This window comes from Massilia sp. UYP34 (assembly GCF_056279385.1).
On record NZ_JBWBRF010000011.1, the window covers coordinates 1 to 17575 of the forward strand.

At 68.2% G+C, this 17575-nt stretch carries 19 protein-coding genes; 10 read left to right on the top strand and 9 right to left on the bottom strand.

Annotated features, from left to right (window positions below):
* The first annotated feature begins 359 nt into the window (after nt 1-359).
* The 3 genes from ACZ9AQ_RS16590 (at nt 360) to ACZ9AQ_RS16600 (ending at nt 1979) form a co-directional block, all read left to right on the top strand.
* The gene (locus tag ACZ9AQ_RS16590; RefSeq protein ID WP_429205673.1) at nt 360-941 is read left to right on the top strand and encodes a DUF3617 domain-containing protein; all 582 of its coding nucleotides are present in this window, start codon (nt 360-362) and stop codon (nt 939-941) included.
* A 62-nt stretch (nt 942-1003) separates the two neighbouring features.
* Nucleotides 1004-1264 (top strand): hypothetical protein, encoded by a 261-nt coding sequence (locus tag ACZ9AQ_RS16595; RefSeq protein ID WP_429205671.1) that lies wholly within the window; start codon nt 1004-1006, stop codon nt 1262-1264.
* 79 nt (nt 1265-1343) lie between these two features.
* Nucleotides 1344-1979 (top strand): hypothetical protein, encoded by a 636-nt coding sequence (locus ACZ9AQ_RS16600; protein WP_429205670.1) that lies wholly within the window; start codon nt 1344-1346, stop codon nt 1977-1979.
* 22 nt (nt 1980-2001) lie between these two features.
* On the opposite strand, the gene ACZ9AQ_RS16605 is transcribed toward ACZ9AQ_RS16600, so the two are convergent.
* From ACZ9AQ_RS16605 to ACZ9AQ_RS16615, 3 genes are all read right to left on the bottom strand, one after another.
* Nucleotides 2002-3171 (bottom strand): HAF repeat-containing protein, encoded by a 1170-nt coding sequence (locus tag ACZ9AQ_RS16605; RefSeq protein WP_429205669.1) that lies wholly within the window; start codon nt 3169-3171, stop codon nt 2002-2004.
* Between the two features lie 40 nt (nt 3172-3211).
* On the bottom strand, nt 3212-4378 hold the full coding sequence (locus ACZ9AQ_RS16610; RefSeq protein ID WP_429205667.1) for an HAF repeat-containing protein: 1167 nt from the start codon (nt 4376-4378) through the stop codon (nt 3212-3214).
* Between the two features lie 73 nt (nt 4379-4451).
* The gene (locus tag ACZ9AQ_RS16615) at nt 4452-4634 is read right to left on the bottom strand and encodes a hypothetical protein (RefSeq protein ID WP_429205666.1); all 183 of its coding nucleotides are present in this window, start codon (nt 4632-4634) and stop codon (nt 4452-4454) included.
* 11 nt (nt 4635-4645) lie between these two features.
* Between ACZ9AQ_RS16615 and ACZ9AQ_RS16620 the strand changes: the two genes are divergently transcribed.
* Both ACZ9AQ_RS16620 and ACZ9AQ_RS16625 read left to right on the top strand, forming a co-directional pair.
* Nucleotides 4646-4837 (top strand): hypothetical protein, encoded by a 192-nt coding sequence (locus tag ACZ9AQ_RS16620; RefSeq protein WP_429205664.1) that lies wholly within the window; start codon nt 4646-4648, stop codon nt 4835-4837.
* 53 nt (nt 4838-4890) lie between these two features.
* Nucleotides 4891-5085 (top strand): hypothetical protein, encoded by a 195-nt coding sequence (locus ACZ9AQ_RS16625; RefSeq protein WP_429205662.1) that lies wholly within the window; start codon nt 4891-4893, stop codon nt 5083-5085.
* Here ACZ9AQ_RS16625 and ACZ9AQ_RS16630 read toward each other — a convergent pair.
* Nucleotides 5040-6002, bottom strand: a complete 963-nt coding sequence (locus ACZ9AQ_RS16630) for an MBL fold metallo-hydrolase (RefSeq protein ID WP_429205660.1) — start codon at nt 6000-6002, stop codon at nt 5040-5042. The genes ACZ9AQ_RS16625 and ACZ9AQ_RS16630 overlap by 46 nt on opposite strands.
* A 148-nt stretch (nt 6003-6150) precedes the next feature.
* Here ACZ9AQ_RS16630 and ACZ9AQ_RS16635 point away from each other — a divergent pair, with 148 nt between their 5' ends.
* Nucleotides 6151-6579 (top strand): hypothetical protein, encoded by a 429-nt coding sequence (locus ACZ9AQ_RS16635; RefSeq protein WP_429205659.1) that lies wholly within the window; start codon nt 6151-6153, stop codon nt 6577-6579.
* Nucleotides 6580-6660: 81 nt separating this feature from the next.
* Here the strand turns inward: ACZ9AQ_RS16635 and ACZ9AQ_RS16640 are convergent, their stop codons facing one another.
* Complete coding sequence (locus tag ACZ9AQ_RS16640; protein ID WP_429205657.1) at nt 6661-7065, bottom strand: YbaN family protein; 405 nt, start codon at nt 7063-7065, stop codon at nt 6661-6663.
* 57 nt (nt 7066-7122) lie between these two features.
* On the bottom strand, nt 7123-9486 hold the full coding sequence (locus ACZ9AQ_RS16645; protein ID WP_429205656.1) for a CHASE domain-containing protein: 2364 nt from the start codon (nt 9484-9486) through the stop codon (nt 7123-7125).
* A gap of 138 nt (nt 9487-9624) precedes the next feature.
* Between ACZ9AQ_RS16645 and ACZ9AQ_RS16650 the strand changes: the two genes are divergently transcribed.
* The 4 genes from ACZ9AQ_RS16650 to ACZ9AQ_RS16665 all read left to right on the top strand — a co-directional run bounded on the left by ACZ9AQ_RS16650 (nt 9625) and on the right by ACZ9AQ_RS16665 (nt 13515).
* Nucleotides 9625-10077 carry a hypothetical protein gene (locus ACZ9AQ_RS16650; protein WP_429205654.1) on the top strand — a complete coding sequence of 151 codons (453 nt, stop codon included), beginning with the start codon at nt 9625-9627 and terminating at the stop codon, nt 10075-10077.
* Nucleotides 10078-10164: 87 nt separating this feature from the next.
* Nucleotides 10165-10785 (top strand): LON peptidase substrate-binding domain-containing protein, encoded by a 621-nt coding sequence (locus ACZ9AQ_RS16655; protein WP_429205652.1) that lies wholly within the window; start codon nt 10165-10167, stop codon nt 10783-10785.
* A gap of 21 nt (nt 10786-10806) precedes the next feature.
* Nucleotides 10807-11565 (top strand): anti-sigma factor, encoded by a 759-nt coding sequence (locus tag ACZ9AQ_RS16660; RefSeq protein ID WP_429205650.1) that lies wholly within the window; start codon nt 10807-10809, stop codon nt 11563-11565.
* 336 nt (nt 11566-11901) lie between these two features.
* Nucleotides 11902-13515, top strand: a complete 1614-nt coding sequence (locus ACZ9AQ_RS16665) for a DEAD/DEAH box helicase (RefSeq protein ID WP_429205649.1) — start codon at nt 11902-11904, stop codon at nt 13513-13515.
* A gap of 117 nt (nt 13516-13632) precedes the next feature.
* On the opposite strand, the gene ACZ9AQ_RS16670 is transcribed toward ACZ9AQ_RS16665, so the two are convergent.
* From ACZ9AQ_RS16670 to ACZ9AQ_RS16680, 3 genes are all read right to left on the bottom strand, one after another.
* Nucleotides 13633-15345, bottom strand: coding sequence for a response regulator (locus ACZ9AQ_RS16670; RefSeq protein ID WP_429205647.1), 1713 nt, complete (start codon nt 15343-15345; stop codon nt 13633-13635).
* A 276-nt stretch (nt 15346-15621) separates the two neighbouring features.
* The gene (locus ACZ9AQ_RS16675) at nt 15622-16419 is read right to left on the bottom strand and encodes a PIG-L family deacetylase (protein ID WP_429205645.1); all 798 of its coding nucleotides are present in this window, start codon (nt 16417-16419) and stop codon (nt 15622-15624) included.
* A 113-nt stretch (nt 16420-16532) separates the two neighbouring features.
* The gene (locus ACZ9AQ_RS16680; RefSeq protein ID WP_429205643.1) at nt 16533-17573 is read right to left on the bottom strand and encodes an acyltransferase; all 1041 of its coding nucleotides are present in this window, start codon (nt 17571-17573) and stop codon (nt 16533-16535) included.
* Between the last annotated feature and the right edge of the window lie 2 nt (nt 17574-17575).

Consider the following 17575-nt stretch of genomic DNA (forward strand, 5'->3'; position numbering starts at 1 on the left):
GCCGGCACAGCTCCAGCAATGACTTGTCGCCGGTCGAGTATGAAAAGCAGTATTTCAAGCGGCTCGCGAGTGTCTAGGAAACTCGTGGCGATTCAATATTTCAGAGCCAAATTAGCAGAGAAAGTCGGAATGTGTAAAATATATTTGGGCTAAAAGCCAGTATTAATGCGGGTTGTAAGAGTTTTCGACAAAATCTTATGTCTGCGATGAAGCGTTGTGTTCATTAGATCTACATACTCATAATCCGTTGGTGCCGTGTTCGACTCACGGGAGGCCTACCAATTAAACCAATGCCGACTTTGGCAGCCTGGTTTTTCCGCAAAAGCAAAACTGCAGTGAACTCCCGATCGAAAGCTGCCATGAAACGCACCCTGACCTCAACAGTCCTCCTGACGTTGGCCGCTATTACGGTTCCAAATGCTTTGGCGCAACATGCCCAGATCAAGCCGGGGTTGTGGCAAGTCGACATCAGGACCGTCAGTGAGACGCAAGGCGGTGCGCTTGGGGATGGTATTCAACAGTTGGTAGACAGCCTGATGAGCCCCGAGGCGCGTAAAGAAATGGCGGAGGCAAAGGCGCAGCTTGCTGCCAAAGGCGTGGAAATCACGGGTAACGGCATGGGCATGCGCACCAAAGAGTGCATTACAAAAGAGCAGATTGCCAGATTCGACGTTCTCGGCCAGGAAGCACCGGAGTCTTGTTCAGTGCAAAAATCGCCACGACCTGACGGGGTGGATGTCCGCATGGCGTGCGCTGCTCCGGAGATGGTCATGACCATGGATATGCGCTTGACGTACCGCGGCGAGAAAGCCTTTGACATCGAATCGGTGACGACGACGCCTGGTATCGACGGCCAGTCCATGACGCTCAAGGGCAGCGGCTCGGGCAATTGGCTGAGTAGCGACTGCGGCGACGTCAAGCCAAGATCAGTGAGCCAATAGGGCGCACGGACGACCGGGGCACGCGAAATAGTCGATAGCTGACCATTTTCGGTCTGGCGGGCATGGCGCGTGGCGAGGCCGGCTCTGGCTTGGGCCTTTCCATTGATCGCATATTGCAGCTCGGCAGCGCACGTCTGCGCGACAACCTGGTTGCAACGATCGACAAGTTCACCACGGAGGTCGGCCTGACCGGCTACGCCACGTATGTGATCGACGATGGCGCGCCGATCGGCTATCGGCTCGCCGCCAGCCATCCGGAGCGCATCAGCGCCATCGTGGTCCAGAATGGCAACGCCTGTGACGAGGGCCAGGTCAGCCGCTGAGCCGGCGCGTCCGGGGCAGGCGGCCGATCGCGATCATGCATAATGGCGGCCATCGACCACACCTCCCAGGAAGGCGCGCATGACCGGCAACGCCAGAGCAGAGCAGCAAATCACCGTCAACGACATCGAGGTCGGCGTGCGCGTCTACGAAGCGCTGGCGCACCAAGCAGGATCGCGCCAGGGCGCGCCGATCGGCTGCAAGGACTTGCTGACGCTGGCGCGCTCGCTGCACCCGAAGGACGCGGTGCTCGGCCGGGCGGTCCCGATCGGCATCGGCATGAAGCTGCGCTTCGTCGACGACTTCTGCGCCGCCCATGCCTACCCCAGGCTGTCGAGTCTCGCGGTCGACCAGGAAAGCATGCTGCCGGTTAAGGGTTACGACGGCGATTGGGAGGCCGACCGGCGCGCCGCCGCCGCATTCGACTGGTCGGGCGCCGACGCGCAGCTGCCGGCGTTCGCCAGCGCGCGGCGCGCCGCCGTGCCGGCCCGCCTGAAGCCGCGCAAGGAGCGTCCGGCCGACGTGTCCTGGTATGCCTATTTCTGCTCGCATCGCAAGGAATGCGCGTGGATCGGCTCGGAAGACAAGCAGGAAATCATCAACCTGATCATGGCGGGCCTGGATCCGGAGAGCGCGCTCAAGCGTGTCCAGGCCGCGAAGGCCGAATCCGGCGCTGATTTGTCGGCGTCGGCGTCGGATTCGCCGGCGCCGCCATGAACCCCGGCCGGCCGCGCCGGCTTTATTGCTCTACCGGCTTGGCCACCTCTTTCGCGATGCCCTCAGCCTCTTCCTGCGCCCGCTTCGCCGCCGCCTGCGGCGTCAGCGGCGCCTCCACCGACGGCTCTTCGTCATGCTCGGCCGGCGGCACGGCGTCCACGTGCGGCCTGATCAGATCCAGCCGCACCGCGTACCGTACCCCTTTGCGATAGGCGTTGGCCGCGATCTGCCCCGCATCGTTGATGGCGCGGGGATCGCGGATGTCCCACCCCGCGGCTGGATTGATCAGCGCGTTCAGGCTCTGCATCTTCTTGCCGCGCCAGATGAAGCCGGACAGGTGATCGCTGATGCCGACGACGTGGCCGCGGTTGTTGATGCCGGTGCCTTCGCTCGAGCGTTCCACGGTGGGGGGGCGGCCGTCGATGTCGATCAGGCGCCCGCGGCTGTACAGGAAGGCGACCCGGTTGCGGAAGAAGGTCGGCACCCCGGCATAGCCGGTGGCCTGGCCGCGGTCGTTGATGGACCGCGCACCGTTGGGCGTCCAGCCAAAGTCGCCCAGGTCGCGCATCCTGCCCTTGGTCCAGATGAAGGAACGCAACGGCTGGTCGGGGAAGGTCAGCGGCCCGGATTCGCCGGCGATCTGGTTCTTGTTGTTGAGGGAAGCGGCGAAGGTGATCGGGTACGTGCCCGGGAAATCGTTGGGCAGGTCGCCGATATCCGTCAGCGCGCCGTTGGGCGCGCGCAGGAAGCTGCTGATGCCTTCATTGGGGGGCGTATCGGACACGAAGGCGGTGATGTAGCCGGCATTGTTGATGTCGCGCCAGGTGGTGGGCCTGCCGCCGATGACGCCGATATCGCGCAGCCTGGCGCAGTCGTAGACGAAGCCGCGCTGCTGGCCGCCGCTGGTGGTCCACTGGCCCAGCACCTGGCCCTTGTCGTTGATGGCGACGGCGACGCTGGCCGTGCCTCTCAAGGTGCCCAGGTCGACCAGGCCCTTGCCGCGATTGAGGAAGGCATGATTGGCCGTCGGGGAATAGGGATAGGAGCCGACTACCACGCCGGCGTTGTTGATGTCGGCGGCGGAGCTGTTGGCCGGCCCCACCACCGTGACCTTGTATTCGGGGTAGGCCGAGGCCGCGCCAGCCAGGGTGAACGACATCAGTACCAGCGACAGCCGATGATGCAGATGCATGACGATCTCCTTCGGTAACAGGACAACTGCTGGGGGACTTCTACTGCGCAATGGGCCGCGCCACCTCGCGTTCCTGGGCCTGGGCCTCGGCCTTGGCCAGCGCCGCCTCCAGCGCCGGCGACGCCTGGAAGGTCAGCAGCTCGGCCCGGGCCTCGGGTTCCAGCGCCGGCGCCGCGTCGACGTGGGGACGTATCAGGTCCAGGCGCACCGCGTAGCGCACGCCGTTGCGGACGGCGACGGCCGCGATCTGGCCGGCGTCATTGATGGCGACCGGGTTGTCGATATCCCAGCCCGATGCCGGGTCGATCAGCGCGTTGATGCTTTCCATGCGCTTGCCGCGCCAGATGAAGCCCGACAGGTGGTCGCTGGTGCCGACCACGTGGCCGCGGTTGTTGATGCCGGCGCCGGCGCTGAACCTGTATGCGGTCGCCGGGCGATCGTCGATGCCGACCATGCGCCCGTGGCGGTACAGGAAGGCGACGCTGTCGCGCGGTCCGGCCGGCAGATAGGCCTGGCCGGTGATCTGGCCCCGGTCGTTGATGTCGATGCCGAGATTGGGCGTGGAGCCCAGGTCGCCCAGGTCGCGGATCACGCCGCGGCGCCAGATAAAAGCGCGGTAACCCGGCTCCGGGGAATTGAAGCGCCCGGACCGTCCGGTGATCTGGTTGCGGTTGTTGAGCGCGGCGGGAACGGTTTCCGGCGCGCCGTTGCCGTCCCAGGCAATCGCGCCCAGGTGGGTGAAGGCGCCGTTCGGCGCGCGCAGGTAGCCGCGCGTTTCACCGGTGGCCGGATCGCGGCCGGAGGCGGTGATGTAGCCGGCATCGTTGATGTCGCTGTAGCCGGTGACCTTGCCGGGAATGGTACCGATGTCGCGCGCCCTGCCGCAGGCGTAGATGAAGCCGCGCTGGCTCCCGTCGGCGCTGCGCCAGTTGCCGACCACTTCGCCGCGCGCGTTGATGCCGGTGGCCGAACTCCACACGCCCTTCAGGGCGCCCAGGTCGACCAGGCCCTTGCCGCGGTTGAGGAAGGCGCGCCGCCGGTCGCCACCCACGGGATAGTCGCCGACCACCACGCCGGCGTTGTTGATGCCATGGACCCAGCTGTTGGCCGGGCCGACCACCGTCACCCGGTACTCGGGGTAGGCGCTGGCGGCGCCGGCCATGCTGAACGACAGCAGGGCGAGCGACAGGCGATGAAGCATGTACATGACGATCTCCTCGATGGGTGAGCGTGGCGCCGCCGGGGCGGCGTCGGTCATTGCGCGACCGGCTGCACGGCGGTCAGCGCGCCAGCGCCGGTGAACTGGCAGGCGCCACGGTGACGCCGGCGTGGTCGATGGCGGCGCCGTCGCTGGTCAGGGGCGCGATCGGGCTCACCGTGTATTCGATCCAGGGATTGGCCGCGCTTGCCATGCCGGCTGCCGCGGCAGGCATGATCATTGGCAGGAAGTTTCTCTTCCACATGAATATTTTCCTTGATAAACAAGGGCTTGCGTCTGATTGGCGAGCACGTCGATCAAGGTACGCCGTCACCGGGCGATGGATTTGGCGCCGCACAAGCCGGGCTGGTGAGCGCCGCGGCGCATGCCGAATCGATCAGCATGCATGGTGAATGGATTGGCGCGAAGAATGGAAAGCTGGTCGGGGGCGGCGCCTGCGTGGCGTAACAACGCCGGTAAGCACGAACCTGCGAATTTGGTTATGTGGAAATTAGTTTTACGTGATCGACAAGGCGCGCCCCGACGACATGCTGATCGGGATGAGCCACTTCTTCCGCGACCGCGAAGCCGTCGACCCGCTCGCGCGCGACACCATCCCCGAGCTGTTCAAGGAACCGCAGCGACGGCTGCGGGCAATCGAAAGCAGCCCTTATCCCACGGCCAGCCGCAGTTCGCCAGTGCGATCGAGCACATAGTGATCAAGATCGCGCGCCAGCAGCAGGTGACCGCCATACTGCGCGCGCGCCTCCTCCTCGAGCAGCGCCAGCGGCAGCGGGCCGCCATCCTGGTAGCGCGGACTGAAATGCGTCAGCACCAGGTTGCGCACGCCGGCCCCTTCGGCAAACCGGCCAACCCGCATGGCCGAGCTGTGCTGCGGGCCCGGGCCGATCTTCTGCAGCACTTCCTCGGTGTAGGTCGCCTCGTGCACCAGCACGTCGGCGCCGTGCGCGCTGGCGGCCAGCAGATCCGGGCTGTCGTTGTCGCCGGCTACCACGATGCGGCGCGCACGCCGCGGCGGCAGCAGGTAATCAAGCGCCGTGATGGCGCGGCCGTCCGGCAAGACCACGTCGCGCCCCTGCTGGATCTCGCCCCACAGCGCCGACGAGGGAACCGCATCGGCGCGCAGTTTCTCGGTATCGAGCCGGCGTTCGATCGCGGTCTCGGTAAAGCCATAGGCCCAGGACGGGATGCGGTGCGACAGCGCGGTGGCGTCGACCTCAAATTCATCCAGCAGCGGCCCATGCGCCAGCTCGTCGGGAGTGCGCCAGGCGAGGGGAAACGGCAGCTCCAATTCGCTGGCCCGCATGATGCATTCGATCATGGGCCGCAGCGGCGGCGGGCCGACGATCGTCAGCGGTTCGCTGCGGCCCAGCAGGCCGGCGCTGGCCAGGAGGCCAGGCAGGCCATAGCAGTGGTCGCCGTGCATATGGGTGATGAACACGGCGCGCAGGCTCATTACCGACAGCGGCGTGCGCAGGACGCGGTGCTGGGTGCCTTCGGCGCAGTCGACCAGCACCCACGAGCGCGCGCCGCGCAGGCGCAGCGCCAGGCCGGACATATTGCGTTGCCGGGTCGGCGTGCCGGACGACGTGCCGAGAAAGATCAGTTCCATGCATGCTGTTGGAGTGGGGATGCTTCATTATCCGGCAACACGGCCCTGGCCGGCGCGCAGCCAGAACTCGGGATGCAGGGCAGTGTCATACGGGACGGGAGCGCCGCCGATGACGCGGCCATGCCCGCTTTTGAGCGAGGAGAACGACATGCGCACGAGCTTCGTTGCCGCCGCGTCCGCGGCCGGCGTGGTCGCATTGCTGGGTTCATCGCCGCCCGCAGCAGCCGATCCGGCCGCGCCGGCGCTGCAAGAGATGCAGGTGCCGGTGGCCGGCATCAGCTGTTCGCGCGTCGGGCCGCCACCGCGGCGGGTTACGCCCAGCGCCGAAGTGATCGGCTCGATCGACGGCGTCTACCGGCTGTCCAACGGCCAGAAGCTCGGGATCGCCGCCAGCGGCCAGCAGGTGGTGGCCGACTTCGGCCGCCGGCACCAGATCCCGCTGGTGGCGACCGCGCCCGAGCGCTTCGAATCGCGCGACGGCCTGGTGTGGGTGCGCTACGAGGCCGACGCAGACATCGAGCGCATCGTGGTCAGCTATCCGGCCGATGCGCGCGGCCGCTACGTCGATGCCTGCTAGCGCCGTTTGACGTGTCAGCGCGCCGCTGTCGCGTTGTATGTAATTAATATTATTACAAAATCGGCGGCAAAATGAAATTTTCTAACGTCCCGGCTGGGATTCCTTGACCGGCAAGGTCTTCGGCGGCAGCTTGAGCGTCGGCAGATACCACCACATATAGGTGCTCACGCAGGCGCCGATCACGACCATCGAGATCAGGATCGCGACGCTGTCGAAATGGCGCGTCGACCACGCCATCGAACCCCACAGCATCACGGTGGCGACGATCTTGCCTTTCAGCGGAATGCCGTGCCCGGCCTCGAAGTTCGCGAGATACTTGCCGAATACGGGGTGCGCCAGCAGCCAGCGGTGCAGGCGTACGGACCCGCGCGCGAAACAGGCCGAGGCCAGCAGCAGGAAGGGCGTGGTCGGCAGCAGCGGCAGGAAGATGCCGAGGATGCCCAGCAGGACGGCCAGTACCCCGGCCACGTTATAGAACAGTTTCATACCCGTCACTCTAGCACCCGGCGCCGCGAAAGGAGCGGCCGTTCGAGGACGGCGCTGTCAAGGCCAGGGATGCGCGCCGATATTCGGCTCCGCCAGCGCCGGCACCACCGGCGCGACATGGCGCGGCAGGTAGATGGTCACCGTGGTGCCGGCGCCCGGCGTGCTGTCGAGCCGGATCTGGCCGCCGCTCTGGCGCACGAAGCCGTGCGCCATCGACAGCCCGAGTCCCGTGCCCTTGCCCTCGGGCTTGGTGGTGAAGAAGGGCTCGAAGGCGTGCTCCATCACTTCCGGCGGCATGCCGTGGCCGTCGTCGGCGACGGAGATCACGACGTAGTCGCCGGGCGCCGGTTCGCCTTCGAGCTGGCTGGCGCCGGCGCCCACCGTCAGGTTGGCCAGCCGCAGCGCGATGCGTCCGTTGCCTTCCATCGCGTCGCGCGCATTGATCACCAGGTTCAATAGCACGTGTTCGAGCTGGTTCGGGTCGACCAGGGTCGGCCACAGATCAGGCGCAGCGCTGCGCTCGAGCACGATGTCGTCGCCGGCGGCGCGTTGCAGCAGGCTGTCGCTGCGCTCGAGCAGCTGGGCCACGTCGACCACGCTCGGATGCAGCGGCTGGCGGCGCGCGAAGGCGAGCAGCTGGCCGACCAGCTTCGCGCCGCGCTCCACCGCGTCGAGCACGTTGTGCAGGCGCTTGCGGCTGGGCGGGCCTTCGGCGCGCAGCATCAGCTGCACGTTGGCGCTGATGATGTGCAGGATGTTGTTGAAGTCGTGCGCCACGCCGCCGGTGAGCTTGCCGACCGCTTCCAGTTTCTGGGCCCGGGCCAGGGCCTGGCGCGCTTCATCCAGGCGCTGCTGGCGCTGCAGCTCGCGCGCCTCGGCTTCGCGGCGCGGCGTGATGTCGCGCACGAACACGGTGGCGCCCGCGCCGTCGCCCGGCGGCAGCAGGGCCACCGCCAGCTCCACCGGCACCCGCCGGCCGCTGGCGTGCAGCACCTCGGTCTCGGTCGGCGGGCCCGCCAGGGCGCCGGCAACCGCGCCGGCGCCGCCGCGCGCGAGGGCGTCGAAGGCGGTGCGGAAGGCGACGCGCTTTTCCTCCGGCAGCAGCAGCTCGGCCGGGCTGCCGATCGCATGCGCGGCGTCCATGCCGAAGATGTGCGTGGCCTGCGCATTCCAGTCGGTGATGCGGCCCTCGCGGTCGACGGCGACGAAGCCGTCGTAGGCGGTTTCGAGGATCGTCCTGAAGCGGCGCTGGTCGGCCGCGATGCGGCCGTGCGATTCGCGCAGCTCGAACGTCATCGCCTGCGCCAGCTGCAGCGCGCGGCGGCGCGAGCCGGCCAGCAGCCACACCACCAGGCTCACGAGAAAGCCCAGCACGACCCCGGTGACGGCCACCATCTGCGGGCGGTCGTGGTCCAGCGTGGCCTCGAGGCTGGCGCTGGACGCCATCCGCACGGTCCAGGTGCGGCCGGCCATCGTCATGCGGGTGACGGTGGCAAAGCGCGGCGCCGCGGCGCGGCCGGCGCCGGGCGAGCGGTACAGCAGCGCGCCCGGGGCCATGTGGTCGCCGTCGTAGATCTCGACGTCGAGCTGGGGCGCGGTGATGCCGCCCACGCCGCGCAACAGGTCGTTCATGCGGAACGGGGCGTAGACCCAGCCCACCAGCGCCGCGCGGCGCTCCTCGACGGTGTCGACGTCGCGCCCGCTGCGGTACACCGGCAGGTACATCAGGAAGCCCGCATCGAGGCTGGCGCCGCCTTCCTGCACCAGCACCACCTTGCCGCTGAGCGCGGCCTGGCCGCTGTCGCGCGCCGCCGCCATCGCCGCGCGCCGCACCGGCTCGCTGTACATGTCGTAGCCGAAGGCGCGCAGGTTGCGCGCATTGAACGGCTGGATGTGCGAAATGGCCGTGCGCGGCTGGCCGTCGGCCCCCGGGTGGACCCGGTAGTCGGGAAAGCCCTCGGCGCGCACCCGGGCCTCGTGGGCGGCGAGGGCGCCGGGCGGGATCGCGGCGGCGATCGCCAGCGCCTCCAGGCCGGGGAACGACTGCTCCAGGCGCAGCACCTCGTAATAGTCGGCGAACTCGGCCCGGCTCAGGTCGACCGAGCCGCGCAGGTAGCCGCGCACGCCGCGCAGCACCTGCTCGTAGACCAGCAGCCGGCGTCCGATGGCGTAGTCCATGTCGCGCGTGCGGTAGTCGAAGGCTTCACGCAGCTGGGCCTCGGCGCTGCGCTGGGCGCTGGACCAGGCGGCGAAGGTGACCAGCAGGGTCAGCGCGAACACCAGCAGCGCCATCAGCAATGGCGCGTGGCCGGCATGGAACGGCGGCGTAGGTTCTGGCGTAGGGGTGGCGGTCTGCTGCATGTCCTTGCGCGTGGCAGCCGGGGCGGCGGGGTTGATCGGAGAGACCGGACTACGTAGCATACGCATCCTTGGATTGATGAGGCGCACGCGACTTTGCGCCTTTGTCAATGAAGTTTGTCAATCGGGCACAAGAGATGCTCTTGGTTAAATGAAACATTCTAATCTGAAATACCCTTCTCGCGAGAGCGGAAGCGCGCAATGAGTGCCGCCTTGTCGTCCTTGTTGAAACGCCATTGGCCGCTGACCGTGCTGGCCGGCCTGTGCGGCCTGGCGCTGCTGCTGGGTATGCTGGCGCCATTGCGGGGCGGCAGCCATGAACTGCTGCTGGCCTTTCCGACCGCGGGTGGCGGAGAGCTGGCGCTGCCGTCGGAGATCCGGCTGACGCGCGGCGTGCGTGACGTGCTGCTGCTGCGCAACGACGGCAGGGCGCCCGTGGTGTTCGGCCCGCTCAAGGTCGGCCCGGGGCGCGAACTGCGCCTGCCGTTCGGCGAGGCCGGCCTGTATCTCTATGCCTGTCCGCCGGTCGCCGGCAAGATGGTGCGGGTGCGGGTGGTGGACGCGCCCGGCCCCGGCTGGGGCCGGCTTCGCTGGCGCCTGGACGATCTGCGCCAGTGGGTGCGCTACCTGCCGCTGAGGTCCCCAGAAGACTAGGAAACCATGCCGGGAGGTCGTGAATCGGGCCCCCGCCGGGCGCAATCGTACACCCGCGATGGCCCCGATTCTGTCATCATGGAACCCATGTCGACGATTTCCATGCCACTGTTCCCGCTCAGTACGGTGCTGTTTCCGGACGGGGTGTTGCCGCTGCAGGTGTTCGAGGTGCGCTATCTCGACATGATCAGCCGCTGCATCCTCGACGGCACACCGTTCGGCGTGGTGCTGCTGACGCATGGGCAAGAGGTGCGCCGGCCCGATGCCGAGCAGGAGCGCTTCGTGGCCGCCGGCACCATCGCCTCGGTCACCGAGACCACCACCGAGACGCCCGGCCTGCTGCAGGTGCTGTGCCGCGGCGGCGCGCGCTTTTCCGTCGTCACCGCCGAGCAGCACGTCAACGGCTTGTGGATGGCCGAGGCGCAACTGGTCGACGACGACAGCAGCGTGAACATCCCGTCCGAGCTGCAGGGCGCCTCCGACGCGCTCGACCGGGTATTGAATTCGCTGCACGACGTTCCCCAGCACCGCTGGCCGGTGCAGCCGCCGTTCCGGCTCGACGACTGCGGCTGGGTGGCCAACCGCTGGTGCGAGCTGCTGCCGCTGCCCAACCAGCAAAAGCATCATATGCTGATGCTCGATAACCCCGTGATCCGGCTCGAATTACTGCATGACGTGCTGGATGAACATGGCTTGATCACGTCGTAGCCAACAGCGCAGGGGCCCGGCATGACATTTTCTGACGATCTTCTCATCGGGTACATCAACGGCGAACTCGCCGAACCGGCGCGGTTGGCGGTCGAACGGGCCATGCGCGCCGATCCGGTGCTGGCGGCGCGCATCGCCCACCACCGGGCCGAGCTGCAGCTCAAGGGCCATACCCGCAACGGACGCATCGGCGTCTCGGCCAACGGCCACGACGGCAACCATGGCCAGCGCGCCGCGCCGCCCTGCGGCGCCAAGGTGGTGCAGCTCAACAGCCTGCGCCCCGGACGCACGGTGCCGCCGCCACAAATTGCCTACAGTAACTGGTGCAAGCGCCACTGGGTGGCGGTCGGCGCCGCGCTGCTGACGGGCGCCGCCGTGGGCGCCTTCGGCTGGCACAGCCTGGCGCGGGCGCCTGGCCTGGCCACGCTCGACCACGTCGACGGCGTCCTGGTGGCGCGCGGGCCGCTGGTGGCGGCGCTGGATGGCCAGCTGGCCAGCCCCGGCCCGTCCGATAGCGGGGTGCGCATCGGCGTCACCTTCGTCGCGAAGGATGGCGGCTATTGCCGCAGCTTCGTGGTCGACACCACCGCCGGCCTGGCCTGCCTGAAGAACGGGCGCTGGACCATTCCGGTGCTGGCCCAGGATGGCGGCGGGGCCGCCTGGGTCGACGGCAGCCAGCCGCCGCCCGTCGTGCGCGAGGCGATCGACGCGCGCATCGCCGGCGCCGTGCTCGATCCGGTGGCCGAACGCACGGCCCAGCAACGCGGCTGGACGCGGTGATAAGGCCCACCGCGAAAGCCGGTCCACGCCGCCGCGCGGCGCGGTTTGCTTGCTTGTGCGTATCTTTTGATAAACTGTCTAAAAAACAGGCCGGCATATACATGGGCGGCGATTTCGGGTATCGTGTCACCCGCTAAAAGTGTCTCTACATCCGTTACTCCGGCTTGCCGCCGGCCTGCCGCCGGGCTGTCCCGCTTGCCGGCTTATCCCCGGTCCCCTGCCTGCCATGCGCGCCGGAGCCCGGTTCCCGTTCGCCCTGCGCTGCGCGTCCTTCGACCCGCAACGGGGAGGACCTGCCCGATCGTAGAGCTGAACGAATGAATGCAACTAAATAATATGTCTGATTCTCCGAGCAACATCGCGAACAACGACGTCGCCGCCGCCACTGGTGCCACGCCTCCCATGCCCGCCGCCCCGGTCGCGGCACCGGCCGCCGCCGAGGCTCCCACGGTGCGCTTCGCCGACTTCGGCCTGGCGCCGGAAATCCTGCGCGCGCTCTCGGACCAGGGCTACGTCCATCCGACCCCGATCCAGGCCCAGGCGATTCCGGTGGTGCTGCAGGGCCGCGACGTGATGGGCGCGGCCCAGACCGGCACCGGCAAGACCGCCGGCTTCTCGCTGCCGATCCTGCAACTGCTGATGCCGCACGCGAACGCCAGCATGTCGCCGGCGCGCCATCCGGTGCGCGCCCTGGTGCTGGTGCCGACCCGCGAACTGGCGGTGCAGGTGGCCGAGAACGTCAAGGCCTATGCCCGGCATACGCCGCTGCGCGCGACCGTGGTGTTCGGCGGCATGGACATGAAGCCGCAGACCGAGATCCTGCGCCGCGGCGTCGAGATCGTGATCGCCACCCCGGGCCGGTTGCTGGACCACATCGAACAGAAGAACGTCAGCCTGGGCCAGGTGCAGATGCTGGTGATGGACGAAGCCGACCGCATGCTCGACATGGGCTTCCTGCCCGACCTGCAGCGCATCATCAACCTGTTGCCGAAATCACGCCAGAACCTGATGTTCTCGGCCACCTTCTCGCCAGAAATCAAGAAGCTGGCCAACACCTTCCTGAACAACCCGCTGACGATCGAAGTGGCGCGCAGCAATGCGACCGCCGAGAAAGTGACGCAGATCGTCTACAAGGTCGACGAAGAAGCCAAGCGCGACGTGGTCGAGCACCTGATCCGCTCGCGCGACATGAAGCAGGTGATCATCTTCTCGAACACCAAGATCGGCGCCTCGCGCCTGTCGATCCACCTCGAGAAGCGCGGCGTCAAGGCGTCGGCGATCCACGGCGACAAGACCCAGCAGGAGCGCATGGCGGCGCTGGACGCGTTCAAGAACGGCAGCGTCGAAGTGCTGGTGGCGACCGACGTCGCCGCGCGTGGCCTGGACATCTCGGACCTGCCGGCCGTGATCAACTACGACCTGCCGTACAACGCCGAAGACTACGTGCACCGCATCGGCCGCACCGGCCGCGCCGGCGCCTCGGGCGACGCCTTGTCGGTCTACTCGGACAAGGACGAGCGCCTGCTGGCCGACATCGAGAAGCTGATCAAGCAGACCATCACGCGCGGCACGCTGGAAGGCTTCGTGGCCCCCGCCAGCCGTGGGCGCGAAGGTGGTCGCGAGAGCGGTCGCGAAGGTGCTCGGGAAGGCGGCCGCGAGGCTGGCCGTGACAGTGGACGCGACGGCGGCCGCGACGGCGGTCGCGACTACGCTGCGCGCGACGGCGAACGCGGCGCCCGCCGCAGCGACGAGCGCGGCCCGGCGCGTGCGCCGCGCTCCGGACTCGGTCCGGGCGCGCGCCGCGACAGGATCGATCCGTGGTTCCTCAAGCCGTACGAACCGACCAGCAGCCCGCGCAAGGATCTCGATGCGGCGCCGCACGCGGCGGCCAAGCCGGCCAAGCAGAAGCTGGCTTTCCTGCTGGGCGGCGGACCGAAGGCGCAGGCCTGAGCGCCAGCGGCCGACGCCGTTCCCGCCCGGCGAAGGCGGGAACGGCCGCTTCCAGGCCGGAGATGCGTCCGGCGTGATGGCGCGGCCTCGCGTCGGCACGTAGCCGGAGAGCCTGGCTCAGGCAGTCCGCTCGAGCGCGGCCCCGACCCGCTCCAGCAAGTCCTGGTGCTGGTAGGGCTTGGACAGCACGTCGAGGACGCCGCTGGGCTTGCCACTGCCGGGCAGTTCGTCCATATAGCCGGTGGTGACCAGCACCGGCAGGTCGGGGCGCCTGGCGTGCACGCGCTCGATCAGTTCCAGCCCGTTCATCCCGCCCGGCATGATCACATCGGTAAACAGCAGGTCGGCCTGCTCGCCGTTTTCCAGCAGGCCGAGGGCGCGCTCGCCGCTGGGGGCCGACAGCACCTCGTAGCCGGCCATTGCGAGCATGCTCTCGGCCAGTTCGCGTACGTCATCGTTGTCCTCGACCACCAGGATGCGGCAGCGCCGCTCTTGCGTGTCTTCGCGCGCGCCGCGCCGTCCGGCCAGCGCGGCATCCTCGCCGGCGCCGGCGCCCAGCTCGGCGACCCGGAACACCATGCGCACCTGGGTGCCCCGGCCCGGCTCGCTCTCGATGTCGAGCTTGCCGTGCGATTGCTGCACGAAGCCATGCACCATCGCCAGGCCCAGGCCGGTGCCCGGTCCCTTGGTCGTAAAGAAGGGCTCGGTGGCGCGGCGCTTGACCTCGGGGGTCATGCCTTCGCCCTCGTCGTTCACGCAGATGCAGACGTAGTCGCCGGGGGGGAGGCCCAGCAGGCGGCGGCGCTGCTCGCCCAGCACGGCGGTGCCGACCGAGACCGCGCCGCCGCCCGGCATGGCGTCGCGCGCATTGAGCACCACGTTCAGGAGCGCCATCTCGAGATAGGTCGGGTCGATGCTGCAGGCAGGCAAGCCGGGCCGCAGGTCGAGCCGCAGGTCGATCTTGTCGCCCAGGGTGCGCACCAGCATGTCGGAGAACTCGACCACCAGGCTGTTCAGGCTCAGGCGCTTCGGTTCCAGGCGCTGCTTGCGGGCGAAGGTGAGTAGCTGCTGGGTCAGTTTTCCGGCCTGCATGGTGGCGCGCTGGGCGCGCCGGATCGGTTCGACCGCCTTGTGCTCGGGGCCGGCGCCCAGCAGGGCGACTTCGAGGTTGCCGTTGATCACCTGCAGCAGGTTGTTGAAGTCATGGGCCATGCCGGCCGAGAGCTGGCCGATGGCTTCCATCTTCTGCGCCTGCAGCCAGGACTCCTGGCTGCTGCGGCGCTCGGTGATGTCCATCTGCGAGGCGAAGAAGTAAAGCAGCTTGCCTTGCTGGTCGAAGATCAGGCCGAAGAACAGGGCGTTCCAGAACGGCGTGCCGTCGGCCTTGTAGTTCAGGATGTCGACCGCCGCCGCGCGCTGTTCCTCGACCGCGCTGCGCAGCTCGGCCACGGTGGCGCGGTCGGTGTCGGGCCCTTGCAGGAAGCGGCAGTTGCGGCCCAGGATCTGTTCTTGCGAGTAGCCGGTCAGGTCCGTGAAGGCGCCGTTGGCGAACACGATCGGGTTGTCGTCCTGGTGCGGATCGGTGATCAGCATCGGCATGCGCGTCATCTCGACCGCGGCGAAGAAGATGTTGCCGCGCTCGTCCAGGCCGCCGTGTTCGATGTGGCTGGACTGCCAGTGGTGGGTGCCGGGATTGTCCTCGGGCGAACCCATCGGATGGACGGCATTGCCCTCGACCTCGCCATTGGCCGGCACGCCGCGGCTCTGCCCGCAGCCCTGCACGTCGAGATCTTTCTTGAGTAAATCGTCCTTCGGCGGTCCGAGTACCATGGGGTGTTCTTGCGGGTTGGGCGCCGGCGTGCCCGCATCGTACGGGCCCGGATATGTCGCCTCCACTGTAATCGGACACCCGGCCGATGCTCCGTTCGTAAGCGCACAGAGGCGCCCATGTGACCGCTTCCGTTTGACTGGCAAACGGCAGCGGTCACCGCGCCGTGCGTGATAGCGCTCTCAGAACGTGGATGGCCGGGGATCTGGATGGGCCCCGCTGCATTCGGTCTTGCCACCGAGCAGGCCTGGACGAGGGTCGACCTGCATCATCGAGCACTACCGCTTACCTTCCGGGGGCTGGCCGGTGGACAGCCGCGCGCGCCAGGCCGCCAGCGCCAGCTGCATCCTGGGCCAGGTAAAGAACCGCCGTTGCTCGTAGTACAGCGGTCCGTCGTGCGGACGCTCGAGGGTGCGCGCCGGCGCAACCGGCTGCAGCGATTCGACGCCATGCGCCAGGTAATGCCAGAGCACCGGTGGAAACAGCAGCAGCCAGGTGCTTGCCTGGGACGGATACGACAGGCAACAATGCAGGTTGCGCAGGCGGTCATGCCAGGCGATACGCCTGGCGTGCACCTGGCCGTTGGCGGAGAGCGGCGCCAGCACGCGCGCCAGCGGAACCGGCACGCCGGCCGCACGGTAAAGCGGAAATTGCCAGGTGCGGGCGAGCAGGCCGTGCTGCTCCGCCAGCGCCACCGCGAGCGCGTGCAGGGCGTCATGGTCCTGGTGGCCGCCCTCCCAGGCGGGGATGTGAAGGGCGGCGACCGGGCCATGGGTATCGAGCCAGCGCGTGATCCAGGCCTGGGCCGCGTCGAGCTGGAGGGGAAGGTTGGCGTCGGCGATGCCGAGCGCCTCGCCGGCGAAGACGATGGCTTGCGGCGCAACGCCGAGCCGGCCCAGCACTGCGCGCGACTCCGCATTGCGGCGCGCCGCGCGCGCGCGCCGGCCCTGGCCGTCGGTCAGGTAGGCGCAGGCGACCGGCACGCCGCAGCGCCGGTAGTCGGCAATGTGCTGCAAGACCCCGAATTCATCGTCCTGGTGCGCGAACAGGAACAGGGCGGCGCCGTCGGTATGCATCGAAGTCGGATGTGCTGGACAGGGACTGGAAATGCGGCGGCAAGGGGGCCCGCGGGTTCATTCTAGCGCGCCGCCGGCGCCGGCGCGCTGGTCTGGCGTTGGCGCTGCGCCACTCAGCGCGGCACGATCGCGCGCACTCCGGGAATCGCCTGCATGCCGCGCACCAGCACGGCCGAGCCGGAGGCCGCGCACAGGGCCAGCAGTGGAATGCCGAACCAGGGATTGACGTAGCGGTAGTCGATCCCCACCGTCTCCAGCGCGAACAGCACCCAGACGTGGATGAGATAGACGCCAAAGCTGGTCGCCGCGAACCAGGCGACGGCGCGCATCCTGCGGCTGCCCGGCGGCGCCCAGGTCGCACCCAGCGCGCGCAGGGCGACGAAAGCGGCCAGGCTGGCCAGCAGCACCAGCGGACTCGAGTAAGTATAGAAGGCTTCGTTGGCCTGGGCCAGCGTATGGCTTCGCCACCATGTTGCCAGCGCAATGGCAAGCGCCAGCAGGGCCCAGGCGGCCCAGGCGAAGGCCAGGTGGAGGCGCCGGGGGACCGCCGGCAGGCGGTGGTACAGCAGCGCCCCCACCGCCATATAGCCCGGATAGAGATGCAGCGCCGCCCAGTCGATGCCGGCCACCCGGCGTCCAGTCAGCGCGATCTCCAGCGGCACCACGCTGGCGGCGATGAACCAGAACAGCAGGCAGAACAGCTGGGTGCGCGGGGCGACGTGCTGGTGGAACGCGACCAGCACCGGGAGGAACACGTAGACCCCGGCCAGCGCGTACAGGTACCACAGGTGGCCGGCGACCGGCCCGTTCACGATCAGCGCCAGCCAGTCGTCCTGGCGCTGGCCGGTATGGCGGAACCACAGCAGGTACAGCAGCGACCAGGCGGCCAGCGGCAGCAGGATGCGCCATTCGCGGCGGCCGATCGCGGCGACCGTGGGCGCGCGCGTCAGCAGGAGCGCGCCGCTGATCATGAAGAACAGCGGCACCGCCACCCGCGCCACGCTCTCCCAGGCGTTCACGGCCCACCAGTTGCGCTCCCCCATCAGGCCGAAGCCCTTGGCGCTGACATGGATGACGATCACGAGCAGGGTGGCGACCACGCGCATGGTGTCGAGCGCATGGTCGCGTGGCGGGGTGGTGGCGATGGGCGTCATGG